Here is a 25,890-nt window from a genome sequence, read left to right as displayed (position 1 = left end):
CATGTCGATCGGAATCGCGGCACAGGAGGAGCGCGTCGGCGCCCGTATCGCCGAACTGGAGAAGGTCCTCGGCGACCCGTCCGACCCGCTGGGCGACGTCTCGTACGCGCGCGTCCTGGAGGCCGACGAGGAGGGCGAGATGCTCGCCCCCGGCGAGCGGATCCTCGACGACGTGGCGCTCAACGCCGACTTCGTGCCCCGCGCCCACGGCGGGCGGCTGGAGCGCATCGACAACCTCGTGCGCGTCATGCGGCAGGTCTTCCGCCGCGACGTAGCGCTCGGGCTCGGCTACGGCGTCACCTCGTTCATGGCCGCCGTCAACGTGTGGACCTGCGGCACGGCCGAGCAGCGCGCCCGGCTCGCGCGGCTGCTGCTCGACGGCGGCAAGGTCTCCGTCGCCTACCACGAACTGGCGCACGGCAACGACTTCGTCCGCAACGAGTTCGAGGCCACCCCGACCGGGGAGGGCTTCCTGCTCAACGGGACCAAGCAGGTCATCAACAACGCCGACAGGGCCGACGCCTGGGTGCTGTTCAGCCGCACCAGCGACAGGCCCGGCAGCCGCAGCCACTCCGTGGTCCTCGCCGAACGCGCGGGCCTGGACGCCGGCCGCTTCCGGGTGCTGCCCCGCTACGACGCCGTCGGCGTGCGCGGCTGCCACCTGTCCGGGCTGCACTTCGAGGACTGCCCGCTGCCGCCCGGCGCGCTCGTCGGCGAGCTGGGCCAGGGCGTCGAACTCGCCCTGCGCGCCTTCCAGATCACCCGCACCGCCGTGCCCGGCATGGCCCTCGGCGCGACCGACACCAGCCTGCGCACCGTCGTCCGCTTCGCGCTCGGCCGCCAGCTCTACCGGCGCTCCGTGATGGAGATCCCGCACGCCAAGGCCACCCTCTCCGGGGCCTTCCTCGACCTCCTGGTCTGCGACAGCCTCTCCCTCGCCGGATCCCGCGCCGTGCACCTGCTGCCGGACGAGACCAGCGTCTACGCGGCGGCCGTGAAGTACCTGGTGCCCAGGATGCTCTCGGACGCCATGAACGAGCTGTCGATCGTGCTCGGGGCCCGCTTCTACGTCCGCGAGGGCGAGTTCGGGATCTTCCAGAAGCACGTGCGCGACCTGCCCGTGCTCAGCCTCGGCCACGCGGGCTCCGCCGCCTGCCAGGCCACGATCATCCCGCAGCTCCCCCGGCTCGCCCGCCGCGCCTGGTTCACCGGCGAACCCGCGCCCGACGCGCTGTTCCGCCCCCGCGAGGACCTGCCCGAGGTCTCCTTCGACGGCCTCACCCTCGCCAGCGGACGCGACGGGCTCAGCGCCTCGCTCGTCGCCGCCGTCGACGAACTGCCCAGCGGCAGCCCCGTCGAGCGCGCCGCGCACGGCATCGCGCTGAAGATGATGGACGAGCTGCGGCAGGTCCAGGAGGAGGCCCTCGCGCTGGCCCCGGAGGACCGTACGGCCCTCGCCCGGCCCGCCTCCTTCGCGCTCGCCGACCGGTACGCGGTGCTGCTCGCCGCGGCCTCCGCGATCGGCGTCTGGCGGCAGGCGGCCGCGGCGCCCGGCGACGACCCGTTCCTCGCCGACCCCGCCTGGCTCGCCGCCGCGCTGCACCGGCTCGCCCGGCGACTGGGCCACCACCCGCCGGAGCTGCCCGCCGAGTGCGAACCCCGCGTCCACGAGGAGGTTCTGCGCCGGTTCCAGGAGAACGCGAGCTACGACCTCTACAACACCCCTCTGGCGGGCTGACCCGCCGGAGCCCGACCCACCCGCTGTGACAACCCTTGCCGAGGAGTACGCATCATGTCCGTTCCGGCCGCAGGACACACCGCCGAATCGCTCACCACCTGGCTGGCCGAGCGCATCGCCCTGTACCTCAAGCGGCAGCCCGCCGAGATCGACCCCACCGTCCCGCTCGCCGAGTACGGGCTGGACTCGGTGGCCGCGCTGAGCCTGTGCGGGGACATCGAGGAGGACTACGACGTGGTCCTCGAACCGACGGTGGCGTGGGACTACCCGACCGTGGGCGCGCTGGCCGAGCACCTCCGCGAGGAGCTCGGCGCCGCGTCGGAGGCCGTCTGATGCCCACGCCCGCCTCCGCACCCGCACCACCGCCGGACGCCGTCGCGATCGTCGGCGTCGACTGCCGGTTCCCGGGGGCGCCCGACACGGGCGCCTACTGGGACCTGCTGATGCGCGCGGGCGACGGCGTCGGCGAGGTGCCGGAACAGCGCTGGGACGCACGGGAGTTCCACACCGACCGGGCCGGGCCCGAGGGCAGCAGCAACACCACCCAGGGCGGCTTCATGGCCGACCCCGACGCCTTCGACAACGAGTTCTTCACCATCTCGCCCCGCGAGGCCGCCGCCATGGACCCGCAGCAGCGGCTGCTGCTGCAGTCCGCGTGGCGGGCCGTCGAGGACGCCGGGCTCGCCCCGCACGCCCTCGCCGGGTCCCGCACCGGCGTCTTCGTCGGGATCATGGGCAACGAGTGGGCGCAGCTCCACCTCACCGACTACGCCCGCGTCACCGCGCAGGCCGGATCCGGCAACGGATACTGCATGACCGCCAACCGGATCTCGTACCACCTCGACCTCAAGGGCCCCAGCCTCGCCGTCGACACCGCCTGCTCCTCGTCGCTGGTCGCCGTGCACCTCGCGGGCAACGCGCTGCTGTCGGGGGAGTGCGACACCGCGCTCGCCTCCGGCGTCAACGTCGCGCTCACCCCCGCCCTGTCGATCTTCTACACGCAGGCCGGGCTCTCCGCGCCCGACGGCCGCTGCAAGCCCTTCGCCGCCGGCGCCAACGGCATCGGCAGGGGCGAGGGCGTCGGCACCGTCATGCTGCGCAGGCTCTCCGACGCGCGCGCCGACGGACAGCGGATCTACGCCGTCGTGCGCGGCACCGCCGTCAACCAGGACGGCCGCAGCAACGGCATCACCGCGCCCAGCCGCTGGGCCCAGCAGGACGTGCTGGAGGCCGCGTACCGCAGGGCCGGCTGCGACCCCGCCGACGTCGTCTTCACCGAGGCGCACGGCACCGGCACCGTCCTCGGCGACATGATGGAGGTCAAGGCGCTCGGCCACCACCACAGGGGCCGCAGGCGGCCCATGGCCATCGGCTCCGTCAAGGGCAACCTCGGCCACGCCGAGGGCGCCGCCGGGATCGCCGGGCTCATCAAGGTCGCCCTCGCGCTGCACCACAGGACGGTCCCCGCCAGCCGCTTCGCGGCCAAGGAGAACCCCCAGCTCAAGCTCCGCGAACACGGGCTGCGGCTGCTCAAGGCCCCGCTGCGGCTCAGCGGCCACGCGCTCGCCGGGCTCAGCAGCTTCGGCCTCGGCGGCACCAACGCGCACGCCGTGCTGGAGTCCGCGCCCGCCGTCCGTACGGCCACGGGCGGCGGGAGCGGCGAGGGGGAGGACGGCGAGCGCGACGCGACCGGCATCGGCTGCGGCGTCTTCACCCTCACCGCGCCCCACGCCGAGGCCGTCGCCCGCAACCTGCGGGCCCAGGCCGACGCGCTCGCCGCGCGCCGCCAGCCCGCCGGGCCGCTGTGCTGGACCAGCAACCACGTCAAGGCCGGACACCAGCTCCGGTTCGCCGTGCCCGCCGCCGACAGCGCCGAACTGGCCGCCACGCTGCGCGAGGCCGCCGCGACGCCCGACGCGCTCGCCCGGCTCACCGGCGCGCCCGCCGCGCCGCCCCGCCTCGCGTTCCTGCACACCGGGCAGGGCTCCCAGTACCCCGGCATGACGGCCCGGCTCCACCGCGAGTCCCCGCTCTACCGCCGGTTCCTGGACGAGGCCGACGACGCGCTGCTCCCGCACACCGGGCGCTCCGTGCGCGACCAGCTCCTCGGCGGCGATGACGAGGTGCACCTCACCGCGTACGCGCAGCCCGCGCTGTTCGCCGTCGGCTACGCGCTGGGGCGTACGCTCGCCGAACTCGGCGCCGAGCCCGCGCTGCTGCTCGGGCACAGCGTCGGCGAGTTCTCCGCCGCCTGCCTCGCGGGCGCCCTCACCCTCGACGGCGCGGCCCGGCTCATCGCCGCGCGCGGCAGGCTCATGCAGCAGCTTCCCGACGGCGGCGGCATGCTCGCCGTCCTCGCCGGGCCCGACGCGCTGCGCGACCGCGTCGCCGACGAGCCCCTCGTCGACCTCGCGGTGCTCAACGGGCCGCGCGCCTGCGTGCTCTCCGGCGACCTGGCCGCGCTCGGCCGTATCGAACGCGAGCTGACGGGCACGGGCGTCCGCGTCCGCAGGCTCCAGGTCTCCCACGCCTTCCACTCGCCGCTGATGGAACCGATGCTCGAACCCTTCGCGCGCGAGGCCGAGAAGGCGGGCGGCGGAGCGCCCCGCACGCCGTTCTGGTCGACGCTGCGCGGGCGGCTCCTCGCCGAGGGCGAGGAACTCGACGCCGCCTACTGGGTGGAGCACGTGCGCGCGCCCGTGCTCTTCGCGGACGCCGCCGCGGGCCTGCTCGCCGAGGGGCCCAGCCACCTCGTCGAGATCGGCCCCAAGCCCGTGCTCGTCGGGATGACCGGGCACCTGGGCGGCCCCGCGCGGGCGATCCGCCCCGCGTCCGTACTCCCGCTCAAGGACGAGGAGTCCGGGGCGCGCGAGCTGGCCGAGGCCGTCGCCGCGCTCTACCGGGGCGGCGTCGAGCCGCGCTGGGAGGCCGTGTACCCCGCGCGGGAGCGCACGCCGCTGCCGCTCGCGCCGTACGCGTTCTCCGACACGCACCGCTACTGGACGAGCGGGCCCGTACGCCGGGACGCCACGGCACCCCCGGCCCCGGCGGCCCCCGCACCTGTCGCGGAGGCGGCACCAGCGGCGCAGGAGAGCCCGGCCGCCGCCGGCGTGCTCACGCTCGACCGGCCGCCGGAGACCGGCGACCCGGTCGCGGCCGTGGTCTACGAGACCGTGGCGCGGGTCGGCGGCTACGCCGTCGAGGACCTCTCGCCCTCGCTGCGGCTCTACGAGGACCTCGGCTTCGACTCCGTCATGATCATGGAGCTCAAGACCCGCCTGGAGGAGCGGCTGAGCGGCATCTCCGCACTGACCGTGCAGGACCTGCTGCCCCGGCTCGCCACCCCGGGAGACCTCGCCGGCTTCCTCGGCGCGTACCTCGGGGGCACCCCCGGCGGAGAGGAGAAGACAGCGTGAACGAGCAAGCTCCCGCGGGCCCTCCCGCCTACCTCGCCGCGATCGGCACCGAGCTGCCCGGCGACCCCGTCGACAACGCGGCGCTCGCCAAGGCGCTCGGCGTCAACGAGGAGTGGATCGAGGTCTTCATCGGCACGAAGACCCGGCACTTCGCCCGCGACCTCGCCTCGAACACCGTCCGCTGGTCGCTCGCCGACCTGTGCGCGCGGGCCGGGGCGCGCGCCCTGGACGGCCCCGGACCGGGGCCCGAGGACATCGACTTCGTCGTGCTGGGCACCGCGACCCCCGACACCCTGATGCCCGCGACCGTCAACCACGTCGCCGACCAGCTCGGCCTCGACCAGGTGCCCACCTTCCAGCTCCAGTCGGGCTGCGCGGGCGCCGTGCAGGCGCTGAGCCTGGCCCGCACCATGATCGCCTCGGGCGAGTACCGCAACGGGCTCGTCATGGGCGGCGACGTGTGCAGCAAACACCTCGACCTCGACCGCGACCTGTCCGGCGCGGCACCCGGCGACATCGTCAACTTCGTGCTCTTCGGCGACGGCGCCGGAGCCGCCGTCGTCAGCGCCGAACCCTGCGGCGAGCGCGTCGCGCTGCACCGCGTGCTCAACCGCTTCACCGGGCTGGGCCGCGAACCCGGCCAGATCATCGAGTGGTTCGGGCTCGCCGACCGCCACGAGGACCGGCAGGCCCTCAAGGAGGACTACAAGGCCATCGAGGAGTCCGTGCCCGTCATGGCCGTCGAGATCCTCTGGGAGCTGCTCGGCGACCTCGACTGGGACGCCGAGGACCTCGACTACCTGCTGCCGCCCCAGCTCTCCGGCCGGATGACCGCGCGCATCTTCCAGGAACTCGACGTGCCCACGGCCCGCGAGATCTCCTGCGTCGCCGACACCGGCAACAACGGCAACGCGCTGCCCTTCCTCCAGACCGAGCGCCTGCTCGGCCGGATGGCGGCGGGGGAGAAGGCGCTGGCCGTCGCCATCGAGTCCAGCAAGTGGATCAAAGCCGGCTTCGCGCTGGAGAAGACATGAGCGCCCTGGAGAAGAGCCCTGGAGAAATCATGAGCACTGCCGCGTTCACCCTGGAGGCCTTCGCCCGGGTCGTCAACGACGAACTCGGCGTCGACTTCGGCCCCGACGAGCTGACCGCCGACTTCGACGACCTGCCCCAGTGGGACTCGCTCTTCCTGCTGAAGGTCGTCACCGCCGTCGAGTCGGAGCTGAACCGCTCCGTGCCCGTCGGCAAGGTCCTGGAGGCCCGCACCCTGAAGGAGATCTACGACCTGGCGGTCGCCGCGTGAGCACGTACACGCGCGTCCGCGAGCGGCGGCGCCGCCACACGCTCTACTTCCTGGAGTGGGCGGCCCGCCAGCGCCCGGTGCACCTGGACACCGAGATCGACATGACCCGCGTCCAGGAACACCGGGCCGAGGCCCGCGAACACGGCGCGCGCTACTCCGTCGTGAGCTACCTGCTGCACGCCACGGGCCGCGCCCTCGCGCGCCACCCCGAGGCGAACGCCGTCGCCGCGACGCCCTGGCCCGCGCCGCTGCGCGCGCCCCGGACCGTACGGTTCGAGGGCGTCACGGCGAAGCTCGCCCTGGACCGCCCCGTCGGGCCGGACGCCGAGCGCACCGTGCTCTCCGCGCTCGTACCGGACCTGGAGTCCGCGGACCTGTCCGCGATCCAGGAGCACGTGGAACGCTACTCCGGGCGGTACGCGGCCGAACTCCCCGAGTTCCGCAAGGTCCTGAAGCTCGGCACGCTGCCCGCGCCCCTCGGCCGCGCGCTCTTCGCCGCGGCCCTGCGGGACCCGCGCCGGCGCCCCGGGATCTTCGGCACCGTCTCGGTCAGCTCCCTCGGGCACCGGCCCGTGGACGGCTTCCACTCCGCGGGCGGCACGGCCGTCACGATCTGCGCGGGACAGGTCGCCGAGCGCCCCGTCGTCCGCGACGGCCGCGTGGTGCCCGCGCCCGTGATGCGGCTCGGCCTCACCTTCGACCACCGCGTGATCGACGGCGCGACCGCGGCCGACCTGCTGAGCGATCTCCGACGCAGCTTGGAGGACTTCCATGACGGCTCCCGGGACTCCCGGGGCTCCGGAGAGGGCGCCGTACCGGCGGACCTTCGGAGCACCGATCATGATCTCGGGTCCCCGGGGGGACTGGCACCGCGTCCGCGCTGACCTCGAACAGCACGCGAGCGTGGTGCTCTACGCCCACCTCGGCGACTGGCAGCCGCAGCGCGCGGGCAACCCGCGCCTGCGCGCGCTCCTGGGCCGCGACTGGCCCCGCTTCCTCGACCTGACGCACCCCGGGCTGCGCACCCGCTTCGCCTCCTCGCGCGTGCTGCTCAAGTTCGCCGCGGCGTCCGTGCTGAGCGTCGCGCCGCAGGACATCGAGCTGGGGTACGGGCCGACCGGACGCCCGTACCTGCGGGGCTACGACGGCGTGCAGATCAGTCTCAGCCACACCGACGAGTTGCTGCTCGTGGGGCTCGCCACGGGCGGCGTCATCGGCGTCGACGCCGAACGCAGCGACCGCTCGCTCTACGGGCCCGGGCTCGGCCGCCAGCTCTGCACCACGAACGAGACCGAACTCATCGAGGCCATGCCCCTGGAGGAACGGGACGCGGCCCTGCTGCGGCTGTGGACCCTCAAGGAGGCCTACAGCAAGGCCATCGGCCTCGGCATGCAGTTCCGCTTCACCGACTTCGGCTTCCGCCCCGACGGCACGCCCACGGAGGTACGCCGCCCCGACGGCACGCCCGGTACGGGGGACGAGTGGTCCTTCCGCACGTATCTGCTCGACGCGAGCGACGGGCAGTACACGGTCAGTGTCGCCGTCGGCGACGCGGGGTTCGGGGGGACCGTGGACCATGTCGCGTCGACCACGCTCGACGCGACAATCGTGGATGCCCTCACGACTGCCCTGGGCACAGACTTCCCCGACCCCGAGGAAGACCTCACCGACTGGTAACCCGGCACCCTCGACGGGGCTGCCCCCACTCCTCCCTCAGCGCTTGGGAGGTCTGCCACTGGGGGTCCCCCCTGCTCGAAGAGCTCGGGGGAGCAGGGCTGGCAAGCGCAGCCCCCTTCGCCGGGTGCGCCGGAGAAGGAGCCGGGTTCGGGGTGCCCCGGGCTGTGCTTCGCGGGGCGCGCCCGCGTCGTGGCTTGTCGCGCAGTTCCCCGCGCCCCTTAGGGAGAAGGGGCAAGCCCCGTCGTTCCGTGCCCGGACGGGGCGCAAGCGGCGCTGAAGGGGGTGGGGGGACGGTGGCGGTATGGAACACCTCCGGGAACTGAAGGAGTTCGCCCTCCTCCACGCGAGAGGGCAAGGAATGGCCCCCGCGCACGCAGCACGCGTCGTCGCAAGGATCGCCAACGACACGCCGGGCGACGCCCGTTCCTGGGCCGCCGTATGGACCGCAGAGGCCCGCACCGCCGCCCGCCGCGGCGACGACCTCGCCGCCTGCCGCGCCTACGCGCTCGCCCGCTTCCCGTACCCCGCCGACGACCCCCGCCGCGCGGCCCAGCGCCTGTGCGTGGACACCTTCGACACCTGGCGACGCGGCACCGGCCAAGGCCGCGCCCGCTCCCGGCCGCAGGACATCGAGCGCCTCGAACTGCCCCTCCCCGGCGGCGCCTCCTGCCACGCCTGGGCCGCGGGCCTGGACCGCGACCGGCCCCTGCTGGTCGTCATGGGCGGCATCGTCAGCGTCAAGGAGCAGTGGGCCCCGCTGCTGCCCCTGCTCCGCAGGCTCGGCTTCGCCGCCGTCGTCACCGAGCTGCCCGGCGTCGGCGAGAACACCCTCACCTACGCGCCCGACTCCTGGCGGATGCTGCCCGCGTTCCTCGACCACCTGCGCGCCCGCGCCCGCGTCGCCGACACCTCCCTCCTCGCCCTCAGCTTCAGCGGCCACCTCGCGCTGCGCGCCGCGGGCAAGGACACCCGGATCCGGCGCGTACTGACCGTCGGCGCCCCCGTCACCGCCTTCTTCCGCGACACCGCGTGGCGCGCCCGCGTCCCCGACGTCACGCTCGACACCCTCCGCCTGCTCACCGGCGCCGCCGACCGGGAGCAGCTCTACGCCCTGCTCCCGGAGTTCGCGCTGACGGACGCCGACCTGGCCGCCGTACGGATCCCCGTCCGGTACGTCGTCAGCTCCCGCGACGAGATCATCCCGCCCGGCGAACGCGCCCGGCTCCGGCAGGCACCCGGCGACATCCGCTTCAAGGTCTTCGACGACGTGCACGGATCGCCCTCGCACCTGGGGGCGACGCGGCGGTGGCTGTTCGGCTCGCTGCTGCGCGACCGGTTCCTGCCCTCCGCAGGACCCTTGAGGAGAGGACGACCAGACCATGCCCCAGAACCCCGCGAAGCCGACCGTCCAGCCGTGGCGCAGCCTGTCCGCGCTCGGCGTCCTGGAGAGCGATCTGCGCCCTGAGGAGGAGCGGGAGCCGGCGGAGCCCGAGGAGTAGCCGGCCCGTCCGGTTGACCCTCACACCGTGTCAGGGGCTTCCCTCGTCCCATGAGTGACTACATCGGCTCAGGCCCCTACTGCTACGCCAACTCCCTCGCGATGGTGCTCGGTCCCGGAGCGCCCTCGCCCGCCGTCATCGAGACGCTCACCGGCTCGCCGTTCGGCGCCGAGATGATCGGCGGCACACTCCCGTTCTTCGACCCGTACGGCTGGGATCCGGAGACCGGTCTCGACGACGCGATCGCCCTGCTCGGGCGGACGTGCGAACGGACCACCGGGGGTACGTCCGACGAGGCCCTGGCCCGGCTGCGCGACGCCTGCGCACGGGGCCCGGTCCTCGCCGGGCCCCTCGACATGGGGCTGCTGCTCTACCACCCCGGGACGCCGTGGGGGCCGATGCCCGGCGGCAGCGACCACTACGTGGTCGTCGTGGAGGCCGACGGGGACACCCTCGTCCTCCACGACCCGCACGGCCACCCGTACGCGACGCTGCCCGCCGCGGATTTCGTCGCCGCGTGGCGCGGCGACACGGTCATCTACTGCGACGAGTCGTACGTGATGCGGGCCGGCTTCACGGTGGAGCGCGAGGTCGCCCCGCGGGACGCGCTGCGCGCGGCGCTGCCGGGTGCGGTGGCGTGGCTCGGGGGCCGTACGGACCGGGACGTACCGCCGGGCACGCTCGGTGGCGCGGAGGCCGTCGAGGAACTCGCCCGGCAGCTCCTGGAGGACCGACTCGCCCCCGGCATCCACGACATGCTGGCCCACTTCGCCGTACGGGTCGGCGTCCGGCGGCTCGCCGACGCGTCGACGTGCCTGGCCGAACTGGGGCTCGCCGCCCCGGCGGACGTCCTCTCCGGCCAGGCCCGCCTGCTGGGCGCGTTCCAGCACCCCCTGGTACGGGGCGACGCCAAGTCGGCCGCCGCCGTCCTCCACGACCTGGCCCCCACGTACGACCAACTGCGCCGCACCTTGCCCCCCAAGGGCACGGACCACTGAGCGCTCGCCCCCGCTTCTCCCTCCCACTGTGCTTGGGAGGTCTGCGCGAAGGCGCAGGGCTGGGTTCGGGGTGCCCCGTGCCGTGCTTCGCAGGCTGCGGCTGCGCCGTGGCTGGGCGCGCAGTTCCCCGCGCCCCTTATGGGGCAAGCCCCGTGGTGTTGTGACCGGTCGCGCTCGCGCGGCGGAGCCGCAAATGGGGCACAGGCCCGCGCCCCTGATCGGGCAGGCCCCGTGGTGTTGTGACCGGTCGCGCTCGCGCGGCGGAGCCGCAAATGGGGCACAGGCCCGCGCCCCTTATGGGGCAAGCCCCGTGGTGTTGTGACCGGTCGCGCTCGCGCGGCGGAGCCGCAAATGGGGCACAGGCCCGCGTCCCTGAGGGGGCAAGCCCAGAAGTCTTGGGGCGGTCAGGGGGTGAGCCAGATGTTGGGGCGGATTTCCAGGGTGGTGGGGGTGTGGCCCGGGGTCTCCTGGAGGCGGGCCGCCGTGCGGTGGGCGTATTCCGTCCAGCGGGTGTCACCCAGCTCCACGGCCTCCGCCGCGCACGCGGCAAGGCGGCCCGCGGCCTCCCCGGCGTCGCCGCGCCGCAGCGCGGCGAAGGCCAGGCCGCGCAGGGCCTCCATCGTGCCGCGCGCGTCGCCCTCGGCTCGGCTCGCCGCGAGGCCTCGCGCGTAGGCCCGTTCGGCGCGGGCCGTCTGGCCCTGGTCGAGGAGGACGTCGGCCTCCCCGGTGAGGCAGCGCCCCCGCGGCGGCGTCGCGCCGTCGGTCGCGCGGTCCAGGACGTGGCGGGCCAGGCGGTAGCGGTCCAGGGCGCGGCCGTGGTGGCGGCGCTGCCAGGCCAGGTCGCCGAGCGAGCAGAGAAGGACGGCCTCGGCACGGGCGTCCTCGCCGCGGCGGGCCGCGTCGAGGGCGAGTTCGTGCGTGGTCTCCCAGTCGTCCCAGACGGCGCACGCCGCGTAGTAGCCGCCCGCGGCGGACGCCAGGGCGCTGCACAACCGCCACAGTCCGGCGACGTGGCACTGGCGTACGACCTCCAGCAGGCCCGTGGCCTCCTCGCGGAACCAGCGCAGCGGGACCGTCCCCGCGCGGGGCCCGGGGGTCTCCTCGGGGACGTCCTCGGTGCCCGCGAGCGCGTCGCGGCCGGGGGCGAGGCGCGCGTCGGCGTGCCGGGCGAGCGCGAGCCAGGCGCGGCCGAGACGTTCGGTCGCGCGCGGCACCGTACGGGGCTCGTCCGCGCCGAGTTCGTCGAGCGTCTCCAGGGCGAGGGCGCGCAGGAGAGAGGGGAAGGCGTAGCGGACGGCGCCGCCGTCCTGGCGGGCCTCCAGCAGGTGGGCGCGGGTCAGCTCCTCCGCGAGGCGCTCGGCGGTGGACGTGTCGGTGCCGAGCAGCGCGGCGGCCGTCCACAGCGGGAAGTCCGGCAGCGGGGCGAGCGCGAAGAGCCGGAAGGCCCGGCGTTCCTCCTCGCCGACCTCCTGGCACGCCGTCACCAGGCTGCCGCGCACGTTGAGGTCGCAGAGGGACAGCGCGGCCAGCCGCGTACGCTCGTCGCGCAGCCGCCGCGCCAGGCTCGCGGCCGTCCAGTGCGGGCGGGCCGCGAGCCCCGCGGCGGCCACGCGCAGCGCCAGCGGCAGCCGCCCGCACAGCCGGGCGATCTCGGCGACGGCGGCGGGCTCCTCGCCCATGCGCCTGCCGCCCGCCGCGCACAGCAGGTGCTCGGCGTCACGCGGTTCGAGGACGTCGAGCAGCAGGTGCTGGACGCCGTCGAGGGCGCCCAGCGCCCGCCGCCCCGTCACGATCACGGTGGTGTCCGGCAGCGCGCCGAGCAGGGGCCGCACCTGGTCCTCGGAGACCGCGTCGTCCAGGACGAGCAGGAGCTTGCGGCCCTCCGTCGCCCGGTGCAGCAGGTCCGCCAGCTCGTCGCGCTCGCGGGGCCGCCCGGCGGGCGGGGCGGGGGCGGCGCCGTCGCGGCTCAGCCTGCGCAGCAGCGCCGTCATCGCGCCCTCCGGCGGCACGGCGCGGCCGCCCGCGTCGCGCAGCCGCAGCAGCACGCGCCCGTCCGGGTAGGCGTCGGCGGCCTCGTGCGCCAGCCGTACGGCCAGCGCGGTCTTGCCCGCGCCGGCCCGGCCGGAGACGGCGAGGACCCGGACGCCGCCCCCGGCGGCCTCGGCCAGCATCCGCCCGGCGCTGGCCAGTTCGGTGCCGCGCCCGGTGAAGTCGGAGGCGACGGGCGGCAGCCACAGCACGGGCCCCGCGGCCGTGGGCCGGTCGCCGGGCACCGTCCGTACGGGAACGGGCGCGTGCCCCTCCGCCGCCCCCGCCGAAGACGCGTCCTCGCCGTCCTCCTGCGGGCGCTGCGGCTCCTCGTGCCAGGCCAGCGCGGGGTCGGAGGAGAGGACACGTTCCTGCAGACGCGTGAGGACGGGGCCCGGCTCGACGCCGAGTTCGTCGATCAGCGCGCGCCGCGCCCGCTGGTAGGCGCCGAGCGCGTCGGACTGCCGCCCCGAGCGGTAGAGCGCCACCATCAGGTGCGCGTGCAGCGTCTCCCGCATCGGGTGCTCGTTGGCGAGCGCCATCAGCTCGCCGGTCAGCTCGTGGTGGCGGCCCAGCCACAGGTCGGCGGAGATCCGCTGTTCCAGGACCTCGGTGCGCAGCTCGTCGAGGCGCACGGCGTTGGTCTCCAGGCACGGCCCGTGCGGGATGCCGGAGAGCGCCGCGCCGGTCCACAGGGTCAGCGCGCGGCCCAGCAGCAGCGAGGCGCCCGCGTAGTCCCGCCGCTCGTACGCGGTGCGGCCCTCGGCGCGCAGCGCCTCGAACACGTTGAGGTCCAGCTCGTCCGGGCCGACCTGGAGGAGGTAGCCCGGCGGCTGGGTCACCAGGGGCTGCGCGGGCTCGTCCCCCAGCGCCTTGCGGAGCTGGGAGATGTAGACCTGGAGCGTCGTGGCGGCGGTGCGCGGCGGCTCGGTGCCCCACAGCTCGTCGATCAGCGTATGGGCCGGTACGACGCTGCCGTTCTGCACCAGCAGCGTCGCGAGGACGGCGCGTGGTTTGGCCGCGGACGGCGTACGGGGCGCCATGCTCACGGGACCCAGGACGCGATAACGCACGATGCTCCCCCTCTGCGGTGCGTGCTTGCTGCTCGTGCCACGGACTACCGGCAGTCCTGGAGGACCGTGGCGTGGACGCGGGCCACCGTGCGGTTGCCCTGCGAGAAGTGGAGGCGCCAGTCGCTGGTCGGACGGTCCTCCGCGTCGCGCGCCGGGGCCGGGCCCGCGCCGTCCGCCGGGACGTGGTGCCGCACCTCGCACCACAGCGGGTGGCCCGGTTCGGCGAAGCCCCGGAAGGAGGCGTGCCAGTGCGTCATCAGCGCGTGGCCCGGCGCGAAGCCGTGCCGCTCGGCCGCCGCCACCAGGCACGCCTGCCGCGAGGCCTCCAGGAAGAGCGCGGGCGGCAGTTCGCCGGGGAGCCCCGGCAGGGCCTCCAGCGCGGCGCGCGAGTCGACGGGGAAGACCAGCTCCCCTTCGCCGCCCTCGTCGCCCGCGGTGTCCTCGACGGGCGGGCCCAGCACGACGTTACGGGCCGAGACGCGGCCGACCTGGTGCGGCCCGGGCGCGCCCGGCGACGTGCTGTCGCGCTCGTGCGCGGCGGCCGGGCCGCTGTCGCGGAGCCCGGCGGCGCGGTGGCCCCGGTAGACGCCGGGGGTCGCGAAGACGAGCCGGGCCCGCGCGGTCGCGCAGCGGCGCCCGCCGATGCTCACCACGGCGTCGGCCTCCAGCCCGCGCGGCACGCCCCGCACCACGTCGACGGGGGTCAGCTCCAGTTCGAGGGCGAGCGGGGTGCCCGGCGCCGCGGACGTACGGCGCCACGGCGGGAGGTCGGTCACCGTGGCCCCGCCCTCCGCGATCACCGCGTGGCGCCGCTCCGGGACGCGGAAGTACTGGCGCGCGGCGAACAGGGCCGACTGCCGCAGCGACTCGACGGGCAGCAGCAGGTCGTGGAAGGGCGCCGCGACGTCCGTGAACAGCGGGTGCTCGCCCGGCAGTTCGGCGGAGAACACGAAACGCTGCCGCACCGGCGCCGCCGAGCCGAGGACGAACCCCTCGGGGGTGTCCGGCTGGTAGAGCAGATGGTGCGGGCCGAGGAACGTGCCGTGCGAGGGCGAGGGCGCGGGTGCCGGTGCCGCCGGTGGCGTGGACACACTCTCCATGAGGATCCTCTGAGGTGTATCGGACGGTTGCTCTGGACCGGGTCACGGTCGCCCCCGCCGCTTGAGAAACGAAGGAGAACCGGGAGAGGGCACAAGGAAGACCTCAGGTGGGCCGCACCACCGGCTCTTGAGGCCTGCTCCATACGCTCCGGGCGACTGATCGGGACGGCGGCGTCAGGAGCACCCTGTGGCAGCACTCATCGAGGACTTCGCGCTGGTGGGGGACATGCGGACGGCCGCGCTCGTCTCCCGGTACGGCTCGGTGGACTGGCTCTGTCTGCCGCGCTTCGACTCCCCGGCGGTCTTCGCCGGGCTGCTCGGCGCCGACGAGCACGGCTCGTGGCGGCTCGCGCCCGCCGCGTGCGTCGCGGGCCGCAGGCCGGCCGCGCGCCGCCGCTACCGGGGCGACTCGCTGGTGCTGGAGCAGGAGTGGGACACCCCCGAGGGCAGCGTGCGGGTCACCGACTTCATGCCCCCGCGCGGCCGTTCGGGCTCGCCGGACGGCGCGCCGTGCGTGGTGCGCGTCGTCGACGGCCTGTCGGGCACCGTGCGGATGCGCTCGGTGCTGGAGACGCGGTTCAGCTACGGCCGTATCGTCCCGTGGGTGCGCCGCGAGAGCCACGCGGGCCACCGCCGGCCCGACCGGGTGGTGGCCGTGGCCGGGCCCGACTCGCTGTGGCTGGACACCGAGGCGGGCACGGAGACGTACGGCAGCGACCTGACGACGTACGCGGACTTCACCGTCTCCGCGGGTCAGCGCACCGCACTGACGCTGACCTGGCAGGCCTCGCATCTGCGCCCGCCGCCCCGCCCGGACGCCGAGGCGCTGCTGCGCGACACCGAGCGGTTCTGGGACGACTGGACGAACCGCTGCACGTACAACGGCCCGTGGCGCGGGGCGGTGATGCGCTCGCTGATCACGCTGAAGGCGCTCACGTACGCGCCGACCGGCGGCATCGTCGCGGCGCCGACGACCTCGCTGCCCGAGGAGATCGGCGGCGTCCGCAACTGGGACTACCGCTTCACCTGGCTGCGGGACGCCGCGATCACCCTCGCCTCGCTGCTGCGCACCGGCTACCACGAGGAGGCCCGCGCCTGGCGCGAGTGGCTGCTGCGCGCGGTCGCGGGCGACGCGCGGAACCTCCAGATCATGTACGGGGTCGCGGGCGAGCGGGAGCTGGCGGAGAGCGAGCTGCCGTGGCTGCCGGGGTACGAGAACTCGCGCCCCGTCCGCATCGGCAACGGCGCGGCGGGCCAGCTCCAGCTCGATGTGTACGGGGAGGTCGTGGACGCCCTCTACCTGGGCCAGACCTCGGGTCTGGCCGGGGACGACGACAGCCACATCCTCCAGATGAAGCTCATGAACTACCTGGAGTCCAACTGGCAGGAGCCCGACGAGGGCATCTGGGAAGTGCGCGGGCCCCGGCGGCACTTCACCCACTCCAAGGTGATGACATGGGTCGCCGCCGACCGCACCGTGCGGCGGCTCAGCAGGCTGCCTGGCGAGCCGCCGGTGGCGCGCTGGCGGGCGCTGCGCGACGAGGTGCACCGGGAGGTGTGCGCCAAGGGATACGACGCGGACCGCAACACGTTCACGCAGTCCTACGGCTCGCGCGAGCTGGACGCCTCGCTGCTGCTGATCCCGCAGGTCGGCTTCCTGCCGCCGCACGACCCGCGCGTCGTCGGGACGGTCGAGGCCGTGCAGCGCGAGCTGAACGACGACGGCTTCGTGCGCCGCTATCCGGTGGAGCAGGACGGCCCGCCCGGCGAGAGGGCCGTCAGCGGCGACGGGCTGCCCGGCGGCGAGGGCGTCTTCCTGGCCTGCTCGTTCTGGCTGGCGCACGACCTCGCGCTGATCGGGCGGCGCGCGGAGGGCCGCCGCTTGTTCGAGCGGCTGCTCGCGCTCCGCAACGACGTGGGGCTGCTCGCCGAGGAGTGGGACACCGGGCACGGCCGCCAGGTCGGCAACTTCCCGCAGGCGTTCAGCCACGTCCCCCTGATCGACGCCGCACTGCGGCTCGGCTGAAGGTCTCAGGGGGAACATCCACACGCATTAAAGGCGGACTTGAGGGAGTGGGGTCACCCTCTGGCCAGAGATGATGAGTCACACGTCGTCGTGGCTATGGGGGCGAAGATGGCTGGGCCGAGGAACTTCACCGAGCTCGCGGTGCTGAGGACGGCGGAACTCTCCGACAGGGACGCGTACACGTTCGTCCACGTGGAGGCCGACGAGACCCTGTCGGCCTCCTCTCTCACCTACGGCGAGCTGGGCGAACGGGCCACGCGGCTCGCCTCCTGGCTCCAGGAGCGCGGCTGCCACGGGCAGCGCGTGCTGATCCTCCACACCGACGGGCGGGAGTTCGTCAGCAGCTTCCTCGGCTGCCTCCTCGCCGGGGCCGTCGCCGTCCCCGCGCCGCCGCCCGACGGGGCGCGGCCGAATGTCGAGCGGGTGGCCAACATCGTCCGCGACGCCTCCGTCAGCTATCTCCTCACCGACGCCGCGAACGCCTCGTCCGTCTCGCAGCTCCTCGCCAACATCGGCCACTCCGAGGTCACCTGCCTGGCCACCGACCGCACCCGGGTCGGCGCCCCGGCCGCCTGGCGGGACCCGGGGCTGCTCCCGGACGACGTGGCCTACCTCCAGTACACCTCCGGCTCGGTGAGCGAGCCCAAGGGCGTGATGGTCACCCACCGCAACCTCCTCGCCAACCAGGAGGCCATCCGGCGGGCGCTGCGCACGGGCCCCGGGACCCGCGTCGGCGGCTGGCTCCCGTTCCACCACGACATGGGCCTCGTCGGCCAGTTGCTGCACCCGCTGTGGCTGGGCGGCACCGGCGTCGTGATGCCCCCGGCCGCGTTCGTACGGAAGCCGGTCCGCTGGCTGCGCATGATCGACCAGTACGGGATCACCGCGGGCGGCGGCCCCAACCTCGGCTACGAGCTGTGCGTGCGCCGCGTCCGCGAGGAGCAGACCGAGGGCCTGGACCTGTCGCGCTGGGAGACCGCGGTCAACGGCGCCGAGCCGGTGCGGGCGGCGACCATGGACGCCTTCGCGGAGAAATTCGCTCCCGCGGGTTTCCGCCGCGAGGCCTTCTACCCCTGCTACGGGCTGGCCGAGGGCACCCTCCTCGTCACCGGCGGCACGCCCGCGCGGCACGCCGGGCGGCGCACCGTGGACGCCCGGAACCTGGAGCACCACCGGCTGACCGAGCCGCGCGACGACCGGCCCGCGCGCACCCTGGTGAGCTGCGGGCTGCCCCGCGACTGCGAGGTCCGCGTCGTCGACCCCGAGAGCCACGCGCACCTGCCCGACGGGCAGGTGGGGGAGGTGTGGCTGCGCGGCGAGAGCGTCGCGCACGGCTACTGGAACCGGCCGCTGGAGAACGCCCGCGACTTCCGCGCCACCACGAGCGACGGCTCCGGCGGCTTCCTGCGCACCGGGGACCTCGGCGTGATGGACGGCGGCGAACTCCTGCTGACCGGGCGGCTGAAGGACGTGATGATCGTCGCGGGCCGGAACCTGTATCCGCAGGACATCGAGCGCAGCGTGCAGCGGGTGAGCGCGCTGTTCGGCTCCAGCGCCGCGTTCTCCGTGGAGTCCGGCGGCGGCTCCGACCACGTGGTCGTCGTCCAGGAGGTGCGCACGGGCCGGGACTTCGACGCGGAGCTGACCTCGCTGGCGGCGGCGGTCCAGAAGTGCGTGGTCAAGGAGTTCGAGGTGGCCGCCGAGAACGTGCTGCTGGTGCGGCCCGGCACCGTGCGCCGCACCACCAGCGGCAAGCTCCAGCGCACCGCGATGCGGCGGCTCTTCCTCGACGGGCAGATCAGCCCCCTGCACGAGGTCGTCGCGCCGGAGGTGCGGGCGCTCGTCTCCGTCGACGGCGGCCGCTCGGGCGGCGCCGAGGACGGGCCGTACGGCGGCGAACGGTACGCCGACGTCCCGTACGCGGACGACGGGCGGCGCTGACGATGACACAGCGGCGCGTGCACACGGTCGTGGCCGGGATCGCCGGGCGGAGCCCCGAGGAGCTGGACGCCTCGCAGCGGCTCTACGAGGACCTCGGCTTCGACTCGGTGATGATGCTGGAGCTGAAGAACCGGCTGGAGGACGACTTCCCCGCGCTCCGTGAGGTGTCCCTGCCCGAGATGCTGCCCAGCATGGCCGACGTGGCCTCCCTCGCCGCGTACGTACGGGAGTGCACGGGACCGGACGGCGGCGACCGGCCGGGGCCCGTCTGATGCGGGACACGGCGGAGCCGGGGCCCGCCGCGTTCGCCGGGCCCCTCCGGGCCGCGGGGCCCACCGCTTCGTGGACGGCGGTGCGGCGCGCGGTGGGCACGCACGGCAGCGTCCTCGTCCACGCCCGGCTCGCCGACTGGGCGCCGCCTGACCCGGAGGCGCCGGAGCTGGCCCGGCTGCTGGGCCGCGACCACGCGCGCTGCCGGGAGCTGACGCACCGCGGGATCAAGAGCCGGTTCGTCGCCTCCCGGCTGCTGCTCAAGCACGTCGCGGGCGCGGTCGCCGGACTCCCGCCCGAGGCCGTCGAGCTGGGCTACCGGCCCGGCGGACGCCCGTACCTGCGCGGTCTCGCGCCGCTCGACATCAGCCTCAGCCACACCGAGGACCTGCTGCTCGTCGGGCTGACCCGGCGCGGCTGGATCGGGGTGGACGCGGAGGCCAGGGACCGGCCGATGCTGGGCCTCGGCACCGATGTGCAGGTGTGCACCCCGCACGAGCTGCGGATGCTCGCGGCGATGGCCGAGGAGCGGCGCAACGGGGCGCTGGTGCGGCTGTGGACGCTGAAGGAGGCGTACAGCAAGGCGATCGGGCAGGGCATGCGGTTCCGCTTCACCGGGTTCGGCTTCGGCCCGGAGGACCGCAACGTCTCCGTGCTCCGGCCCGACGGGACCGAGGGGCGGGGCGAGGAGTGGATGTTCCACACCTGCGTGGTGGACCGGGCCTACACGGTCAGCGTCGCGCTGTTCGAGGCGGGGACCGGTGGACCGCGCGGGGCGTGAGGTCCGTGCGGAGCGTACGGGGCGTGCGGGGCGGGACGGGAGGCATCCGCCCCGTCCCGTACACCCACAGCGCTGCTTTGGCCTGGGGTTGCGCTCATGCTCCTGTCCGGGGCGACGGAGGGGCGGTATCGTCGCTTTCCGAAGCAGCGGCCGGAGGGCGAGGCCGGGAGGCCGCTGGCGGGCCGAGTGCCGCGGGGGAACTCGACGATGATCAGTGTGGTGCTGGCCGAGGACATGCACATGGTCCGCGGGGCGCTCGTCGCCCTGCTCGGCATCGAGACCGACATCGACATCGTCGCCGAGGTCGACTCGGGGAACGACATCCTGCCCACCGTCCTCGCGCACCGCCCCGATGTCGCCGTCATCGACATCGACCTGCCCGGCATGGACGGCCTCACCGCCGCCGCCGAGGTGCACGAGAAGCTGCCCTCGTGCCGGACGCTGATCCTCACCAGCCTCGGCCAGCCCGGCAATCTGCGCCGCGCCCTGGAGGCCAAGGTCTCCGGCTTCCTGCTCAAGGACGCCCCGCCGAGCAAGCTGTCGGACGCGATCCGCCGCATCCACTCCGGCGAGCGGGTCATCGACCCCGAACTCGCCCTGGGCGCCTGGTCGGCGCGCGAGAACCCGCTGACGGCGCGCGAGACGGAGGTGCTGCGGCTCGCCGCCGAGGGCGCCGAGGCCGCCGACATCGCGGGCCGCCTCTTCCTCTCGATCGGCACGGTGCGCAACTACCTGACGACGATCGTGATCAAGCTCAGCGCCCGGAACCGGGTGGACGCCATCCGCATCGCCCGGGAGCAGGGCTGGCTGTGACCCAGCCCGGACCGCTCTGCCCGGACCGCCCCGCCCTGCCCCCGGCCCGGACCGAGAAGGTCAGGCCGTGTGGGGCAGCGCCTCCAGCGTCCCGTCCCCGGCTCCGTCCGTGTCCCCGTCGGCGTCCCGCGCCTCCTCGCGCCCGGGGTCGAGCGGGACCACGGCCTCCAGGTGGAAGCGGCCGTCCTCGCGTACGCGGGCCGTCAGCGTCCCGCCGATGGCCGCGACGCGGACGCTGAGGTTGCTGATCCCGTTGCCCCCGTTCCCGTCCAGGGACGGGCCGGGCTCCGTGACCCCGTCGTTGACGAGCCGCAGCACGGCGGCGCCGTCCAGCACGGTCACCGTGATCCCACACCGGCGGACCTTGCTGTGCCGCAGCACATTGGTGATGCCCTCGCGCAGCACCGTCGCCAGCACCGTGCCCACCGGGTCCGGGATGCCCTCCAGCGAGGTCTCGACCTCCGCCTCGATCCCCGCCGCCTCGAACACCGAGAGGGACGAGGAGACCTCGGCCGGCAGCGAGATGCTCCGGTAGTCGCGGGCCACGGCCCGTACGTCGGACAGGGCCTGCCGGGAGACCTCCAGAACCGAGGTCACCTCCCGCTTGGCCCGCGCCGGGTCGGTGTCCACCAGCCGGTGCGCCAGCTCGCTGCGCAGCGTGATCGCGGAGAGGCTGTAGCCCAGCAGGTCGTGCAGGTCCCGCGCGAAGCGCAGCCGTTCCTGCTCGACCGCGAGCCGGGCGATCTCCTCCTGCGCGGCCCGCAGCCGGATCACCATCTGGGACAGCAGCGTCAGCCCGACGACCACGGCGGCCGTCGTCATGCTCGAAACGCCCAGGTACAGCCCCTCGTTCATGGCGAAGCCGAGGGAGACGGCGAGCGCGAAGACGCTGCCGCAGACCGCGCCCGCCAGCACCCACGACAGCGGGCTGCGGAGGGTGAGCAGCACCGAGCCGGCCAGCAGCCCCGGCAGGCTCACCCAGGACTTGCCGAGCAGCAGCACGGGCGCGTAGACGAGCACCGCCTGCGCGCCCAGCACTCCGTACAGCCAGCGCTGTGGCAGCCGTTCGCGTCGGGGCGCCGAGCGGACGACCTGGGCGACGAACAGCCCGAGGATCGCGATCGAGCCCAGGCCCACCTTCGCCCAGGAGTCCCCGATGTAGACCAGGTGCAGCGACGCGGAGAAGAAGAACCCGCAGAGGACCACCACGAGCAGCACGTAGGCGATACGGACCGCCGAACGGGCCTCGTTCCCCTGGAGGCCCGGCGAGGACACCTCGGACGGAGCGAAACTGAGCCGTCGCGCTTCTGGTTCCCGGTGGGTCTTCACGCCACTGCTTCTCCCCGTCGCGCCCCTCGCCTTGGCGGGATATTAAGCGTGCCGTCGCCGCACGAGAGCCCCATAACTAGACAAAGACGGGTATGGGATTGAGTCGCTCGTACGGGGTCGGCTCCGGCTGCCGCCCCAGCCGTACGGGTACGTCGTACAGCCGCCCGGGGGCGAACCGCGCCCAGAAGTGCCGCAGTCCCGGCACCAGCACCTTCACGGCGGGGATGCCGAGATCGGGCCGGGTCTGGTCCAGGACGAGCAGCTCCATGCCGTGCTCCCGGACGAGGCGCTCGGCGGCGTGCACGTCGTCGAGCAGGTCCTCGCGCGGCCGGTAGCCGAAGTCCGCGGCGCGCACCGGCGCCGCTCCCGGGTCCGGCGACAGGTAGGGCTGGCCCTCCACCGTCACCCGGCGGCACCACTCCAGCAGCGAGCGGTCCTGGACGGGCGGGCCGCCCGTGACCGCGGGCAGGAACTGGTTCATCTCCGTCACCGCGCGGCGCAGCGCGATCCCGGGGTCGAAGTGGCAGCCGAAGCCGAACAGCACGTCCTCGCGCGGCCCGTCCGTCCGCCGCGAGAGCGCGGCGACCGCCGGGATGCCCAGGTCCGTCGTCAGGTCCAGGGCCCACAGTTCGCGGCCCAGCTCCTGGTAGGCGGCGCGCATCCGGTCCACGCCGGAGTCGCCGAACGAGTCGAGGTCCAGCGTTGCCTGCCGGGTGCGGTTGTACCACCACAGGGCCACCGCGTCCCGCTCCACGAGTTCGAGGAACCCCTGGAGCACGGCGTCCTCCAGGCTGCTGCCCGCCGCGTTCCCGTTGGAGTCGGCCCGCACGTACGGCGTCCGTGCCTGCTCCCTCGTACAGAAGTAGAGCATCGCCGTCGGCAGGAGGCGGTGCCTGCCCTGCGTGAGGGACCATACGGGCGTCCAGTCGAGCGCCGCACGGGAGTCGAACGGCTCGCACACGTACTGGAACTCGGGCTGGGCGGCGTTCCACGCGCGTCGCCCGGCGAACTGCCGCTGGTGGTAGAGCTGGCAGTCGTTCGGGTGGACCGCGTCCTCGCCCAGCTCCGCGAGGCTGCCGCGCACCCGGGGCTCGTCCCCGTGGAGCGTGGCCGAATATCGCTCCAGCGCCTCGCAGAGGGCCCCGACCTTGGCGTCCAATTCGGTCACGCCCTTGCCGCCGCTCTGCGAGCGGAGCCCCGCGCGGAACGCGGTGAGGCCGCCGCCCGCCAGGGCCGGATTGCTGCCCGACACATAGGCGTTGAACGCCTCGGGGCAGCGCGGGTCGCGCCGCAGCGTGCGCACCACGCCGGTCACGTCGCCCACCAGGTGCTCGTAGCGCTCCAGGACCTGCCGCGCGTCCATGGCCCGGTGGCCGCCGCCCGACACCGAGCGCTTCGGCCGCGAGGCGAGCGCCACGGGGCGCCGCACCCGCGCGCTCACCAGCTCCGGGTCGCCGCACGCGGCGCACTGGGGTCTGCGTTCCAGCCGGTGGTGCCGCGACTCCAGCCGCAGGGCGTCCAGCGCCCACACCGCCGACTGGCTCTCGTGCCGGAATCCGGTCAGCCACTTCTCGGCCTGGAGCGCCACCAGCCGCAGCGCCGTGCCGAGGCTCGCCGCCGTCGCCGCGCGCGGCGGCACCAGCGGGGCCCGCAGGCCCAGCGCCTCGCCGAGATACAGCTCCGGCTGCCGGTGCTGGCGCAGCCGGTGCGCCAGACAGTGCCAGCAGGCCCCCGCGCCCGGCTGGAACACGGGGCCGATCCAGGGCGTGACCCCCGACGGCTTGGCGAGCAGCCAGGGCCGCCCGGCGGCGCGCTGCGCGGCGTCCACGGCCGCGAGCCCGTCGCTCAGATAGTCCTCGCAGAGCACGACGGTCAGCTCCGGGAGGGCGGCGCGGGCCGTGCTGTCCGTGCCCGCGTTCTCCGTGGTGCGGCCGTCCGGTCCATGGTTGTCCGGGCTCCCGTCCGTCCCCGCCGCCCCTTCCGGCGCCCGGTCCGCTATCCGTACGGCGATCCCCGACGCCCGCAGCGCCTCGGCCGCCTCGTCGGCGGCGTCCGTGCCCGGCAGTGCCAGCAGCCGGACGCCGCCCGCGGCGAGCCGGCCCTCGGCCTGCTCGCCCTCCAGCCCGGCGGCCTCCCAGAACGCCGCGGGGGCGTTCCGGGCGCCGGGGCGCGCCGGGGGTCCCGAGCGGCCGACGAGGCCGGCCCGCGTCAGGGCGCCCAGCACGCCGCCGAGCCGTGCCGGGGTCAGCGTCCCCCTGGTCTCCCGCACCAGCGCGGGGAGATCACGGCTGCCGTCGAGCAGGGGCGCCAGTACGGCGACGGCGTCGCCTTCCAGCGCCGTCACGCCCTGCTCGGAGACCAGATAGGTGGCGTCCCCCGGTACGACCGCCGGGGTGAGGTGACGCTTGAACCCCACCCCGGCGCATCCGTGGTCGAGCGTGTTCACCGCGACCCCGGCTCCACGCGGCACCCGCCGCAGCCGGAGATCGGCACCAGCGCCGGAACGAGTTCGCGCCGGTCCAGACTGGTGATCGTCACCTCGGACCCCAGGTCGGCGGGGAGCGCCGGGATCGGGTCCCCCTCCTCCGCGTGGATGCCGAACTCCGCGAGGACGCCGTACGGTTCGACCGCGTACCGGGTCGCCAGGACCGGGTCGAGGTGGCACCGCGCGGCCAGCTCCGCGAACCGCCAGTCCGTCGAAAGCGCGTGACCTGTCATCGTGCATCTCCCGTCATATGGGATGGCCGTGTTCTCGGTGGGGGGCGATTTCGGTGGGGAGTGGCCCGAACGAGGGGGTCTGCTGCGCAAGCAAAGTGTGGGCACGGACCGGGGCGGGGGAGTAGTGGCGCCGTCACGAACCTGGATGTGAAGAATTCACGGTCGGCTCCGGCGCACGTTCAGGCGCATGATCGTGAGTTCCTCACTGGCCCCGTGAGAGGCGGGGTGGAAGTCTCCCAAGCGGGTTTCTTCTCTGACAGGAGGCGCCGGATGCTCATCAGAGTGCTGGGAACTCTGCACGCCGAGACGGCGGGTGTGCCGATCGTGCCGAGCGCGGCCAAGCCCCGGCAGATCCTGGCGCTGCTCGCGCTCAACGGGCGCCGGATCGTGCCGGTGCCCGACCTGATGGAAGAGGTCTGGGGCAGCGATCCGCCCCGGAGCGCGACCACCACCATCCAGACGTACATCCTCCAGCTCCGCCGCAGGCTCCGCCTCGCGCTGGACGACGGCCCCGGGCCCCGCGACAAGGAGCTGCTCGCCACGCGGCACGGCGGCTACCTGCTGGACGTGGACAGGTCCGACGTCGACGCGCTGGAGTTCGACCGCCTGGCCCACCGGGGCCACGCGGCCTACGAGACGGGCGACATGGCGGGCGCCTCCGGGCTGCTCTCCTCGGCCCTGGCGCTGTGGCGCGGCCCCGCGCTCGCGGACCTGCCGCACGGACGGCACCTGGCCATCGAGGTGACGCGGCTGGAGGAGGGCAGGCTCGGCGCGCTGGAGCGCCGCATCGCCGCCGACCTGCGGCTCGGCCGCCACAACGAGGTGCTGGGCGAGCTGTGCGCGCTGCGCGGGCGCTATCCCCTGTACGAGAACCTGCACGCGCTCCTCATGATCGCCCTGTACCAGGACGGCCGTTCCTCGGACGCGCTGATCGCGTTCAAGCGGCTGCGCGGCACGCTCGTCGAGGAGCTGGGGCTGGAACCCTCCCCGCACCTCGCCCGGCTGCACCGGGCGATCCTGCGCGGCGAGAACGCCCTGGACGTGTGGAGCGGACCCGCGGCGGAGCGCGTACCGGGGCCGGCGGCGGCGCCCGTGGCGGAGTCCGCCGCGGCGCCCGCGGGGGCGCCCTCCACGTGACCTCGACCGGTCGTCCAGCACGTGTCGTGAGCATCGGGCCCCC

General features: G+C 74.5%; 20 protein-coding genes. 15 read left to right on the top strand and 5 right to left on the bottom strand.

The window, feature by feature from the left end; translation table 11 throughout:
- The first annotated feature begins 1 nt into the window (after position 1).
- The 9 genes from ABD343_RS16715 (at position 2) to ABD343_RS16675 (ending at position 10,631) form a co-directional block, all read left to right on the top strand.
- Positions 2-1,738 (top strand): acyl-CoA dehydrogenase family protein, encoded by a 1,737-nt coding sequence (locus tag ABD343_RS16715; protein WP_344528824.1) that lies wholly within the window; start codon positions 2-4, stop codon positions 1,736-1,738.
- A gap of 54 nt (positions 1,739-1,792) precedes the next feature.
- Positions 1,793-2,071: an acyl carrier protein gene (locus ABD343_RS16710; RefSeq protein WP_344528822.1), complete on the top strand. Its 279-nt coding sequence runs from the start codon at positions 1,793-1,795 to the stop codon at positions 2,069-2,071.
- Positions 2,071-5,154: a type I polyketide synthase gene (locus tag ABD343_RS16705; RefSeq protein WP_344528820.1), complete on the top strand. Its 3,084-nt coding sequence runs from the start codon at positions 2,071-2,073 to the stop codon at positions 5,152-5,154. Before ABD343_RS16710 ends, ABD343_RS16705 begins: the two co-directional genes overlap by 1 nt.
- Positions 5,151-6,188, top strand: coding sequence for a 3-oxoacyl-ACP synthase III family protein (locus tag ABD343_RS16700; RefSeq protein ID WP_344528818.1), 1,038 nt, complete (start codon positions 5,151-5,153; stop codon positions 6,186-6,188). Before ABD343_RS16705 ends, ABD343_RS16700 begins: the two co-directional genes overlap by 4 nt.
- A 29-nt stretch (positions 6,189-6,217) precedes the next feature.
- Positions 6,218-6,457 carry an acyl carrier protein gene (locus ABD343_RS16695; protein ID WP_344528816.1) on the top strand — a complete coding sequence of 80 codons (240 nt, stop codon included), beginning with the start codon at positions 6,218-6,220 and terminating at the stop codon, positions 6,455-6,457.
- A complete protein-coding gene (locus tag ABD343_RS16690; protein ID WP_344528814.1) occupies positions 6,454-7,341 on the top strand; it encodes a 2-oxo acid dehydrogenase subunit E2 in 888 nt (295 codons plus the stop codon). The genes ABD343_RS16695 and ABD343_RS16690 overlap by 4 nt, the downstream gene beginning before the upstream one ends.
- Entirely contained in the window at positions 7,298-8,134 is an 837-nt protein-coding gene (locus tag ABD343_RS16685; RefSeq protein ID WP_344528812.1) for a 4'-phosphopantetheinyl transferase family protein, read from the top strand. The genes ABD343_RS16690 and ABD343_RS16685 overlap by 44 nt, the downstream gene beginning before the upstream one ends.
- A 301-nt stretch (positions 8,135-8,435) precedes the next feature.
- Positions 8,436-9,599, top strand: a complete 1,164-nt coding sequence (locus ABD343_RS16680; protein ID WP_344528810.1) for an alpha/beta hydrolase — start codon at positions 8,436-8,438, stop codon at positions 9,597-9,599.
- Positions 9,600-9,683: 84 nt separating this feature from the next.
- Positions 9,684-10,631: a hypothetical protein gene (locus ABD343_RS16675; protein WP_344528808.1), complete on the top strand. Its 948-nt coding sequence runs from the start codon at positions 9,684-9,686 to the stop codon at positions 10,629-10,631.
- A 404-nt stretch (positions 10,632-11,035) separates the two neighbouring features.
- On the opposite strand, the gene ABD343_RS16670 is transcribed toward ABD343_RS16675, so the two are convergent.
- Both ABD343_RS16670 and ABD343_RS16665 read right to left on the bottom strand, forming a co-directional pair.
- Positions 11,036-13,732 (bottom strand): AfsR/SARP family transcriptional regulator, encoded by a 2,697-nt coding sequence (locus tag ABD343_RS16670; RefSeq protein WP_344528806.1) that lies wholly within the window; start codon positions 13,730-13,732, stop codon positions 11,036-11,038.
- A gap of 44 nt (positions 13,733-13,776) precedes the next feature.
- Positions 13,777-14,832: an AfsA-related hotdog domain-containing protein gene (locus tag ABD343_RS16665; RefSeq protein ID WP_344528804.1), complete on the bottom strand. Its 1,056-nt coding sequence runs from the start codon at positions 14,830-14,832 to the stop codon at positions 13,777-13,779.
- A gap of 187 nt (positions 14,833-15,019) precedes the next feature.
- Here ABD343_RS16665 and ABD343_RS16660 point away from each other — a divergent pair, with 187 nt between their 5' ends.
- From ABD343_RS16660 to ABD343_RS16640, 5 genes are all read left to right on the top strand, one after another.
- Entirely contained in the window at positions 15,020-16,858 is a 1,839-nt protein-coding gene (locus ABD343_RS16660; protein ID WP_344528802.1) for a glycoside hydrolase family 15 protein, read from the top strand.
- A 108-nt stretch (positions 16,859-16,966) separates the two neighbouring features.
- Complete coding sequence (locus tag ABD343_RS16655) at positions 16,967-18,799, top strand: fatty acyl-AMP ligase (RefSeq protein WP_344528800.1); 1,833 nt, start codon at positions 16,967-16,969, stop codon at positions 18,797-18,799.
- A 2-nt stretch (positions 18,800-18,801) separates the two neighbouring features.
- Positions 18,802-19,071 carry an acyl carrier protein gene (locus ABD343_RS16650; RefSeq protein ID WP_344528798.1) on the top strand — a complete coding sequence of 90 codons (270 nt, stop codon included), beginning with the start codon at positions 18,802-18,804 and terminating at the stop codon, positions 19,069-19,071.
- Complete coding sequence (locus ABD343_RS16645) at positions 19,071-19,850, top strand: 4'-phosphopantetheinyl transferase family protein (RefSeq protein ID WP_344528796.1); 780 nt, start codon at positions 19,071-19,073, stop codon at positions 19,848-19,850. Before ABD343_RS16650 ends, ABD343_RS16645 begins: the two co-directional genes overlap by 1 nt.
- A gap of 207 nt (positions 19,851-20,057) precedes the next feature.
- Positions 20,058-20,663 carry a response regulator transcription factor gene (locus ABD343_RS16640; protein WP_344528795.1) on the top strand — a complete coding sequence of 202 codons (606 nt, stop codon included), beginning with the start codon at positions 20,058-20,060 and terminating at the stop codon, positions 20,661-20,663.
- A 60-nt stretch (positions 20,664-20,723) separates the two neighbouring features.
- Here the strand turns inward: ABD343_RS16640 and ABD343_RS16635 are convergent, their stop codons facing one another.
- From ABD343_RS16635 to ABD343_RS16625, 3 genes are all read right to left on the bottom strand, one after another.
- Positions 20,724-21,992 (bottom strand): sensor histidine kinase, encoded by a 1,269-nt coding sequence (locus ABD343_RS16635; protein WP_344528793.1) that lies wholly within the window; start codon positions 21,990-21,992, stop codon positions 20,724-20,726.
- A 76-nt stretch (positions 21,993-22,068) separates the two neighbouring features.
- On the bottom strand, positions 22,069-24,438 hold the full coding sequence (locus ABD343_RS16630; RefSeq protein ID WP_344528791.1) for a TOMM precursor leader peptide-binding protein: 2,370 nt from the start codon (positions 24,436-24,438) through the stop codon (positions 22,069-22,071).
- Positions 24,435-24,710 carry a hypothetical protein gene (locus ABD343_RS16625; protein WP_344528789.1) on the bottom strand — a complete coding sequence of 92 codons (276 nt, stop codon included), beginning with the start codon at positions 24,708-24,710 and terminating at the stop codon, positions 24,435-24,437. Before ABD343_RS16625 ends, ABD343_RS16630 begins: the two co-directional genes overlap by 4 nt.
- Before the next feature lie 270 nt (positions 24,711-24,980).
- Between ABD343_RS16625 and ABD343_RS16620 the strand changes: the two genes are divergently transcribed.
- Positions 24,981-25,847, top strand: a complete 867-nt coding sequence (locus tag ABD343_RS16620; protein WP_344528787.1) for an AfsR/SARP family transcriptional regulator — start codon at positions 24,981-24,983, stop codon at positions 25,845-25,847.
- Positions 25,848-25,890: the final 43 nt, after the last annotated feature.

This window comes from Streptomyces albiaxialis, from assembly GCF_039530985.1.
GTDB classification, from domain to species: domain Bacteria; phylum Actinomycetota; class Actinomycetes; order Streptomycetales; family Streptomycetaceae; genus Streptomyces; species Streptomyces albiaxialis.
The sequence above is the reverse complement of the archived record's forward strand: the minus strand, read 5'-3'. Positions and strand labels throughout refer to the sequence as shown.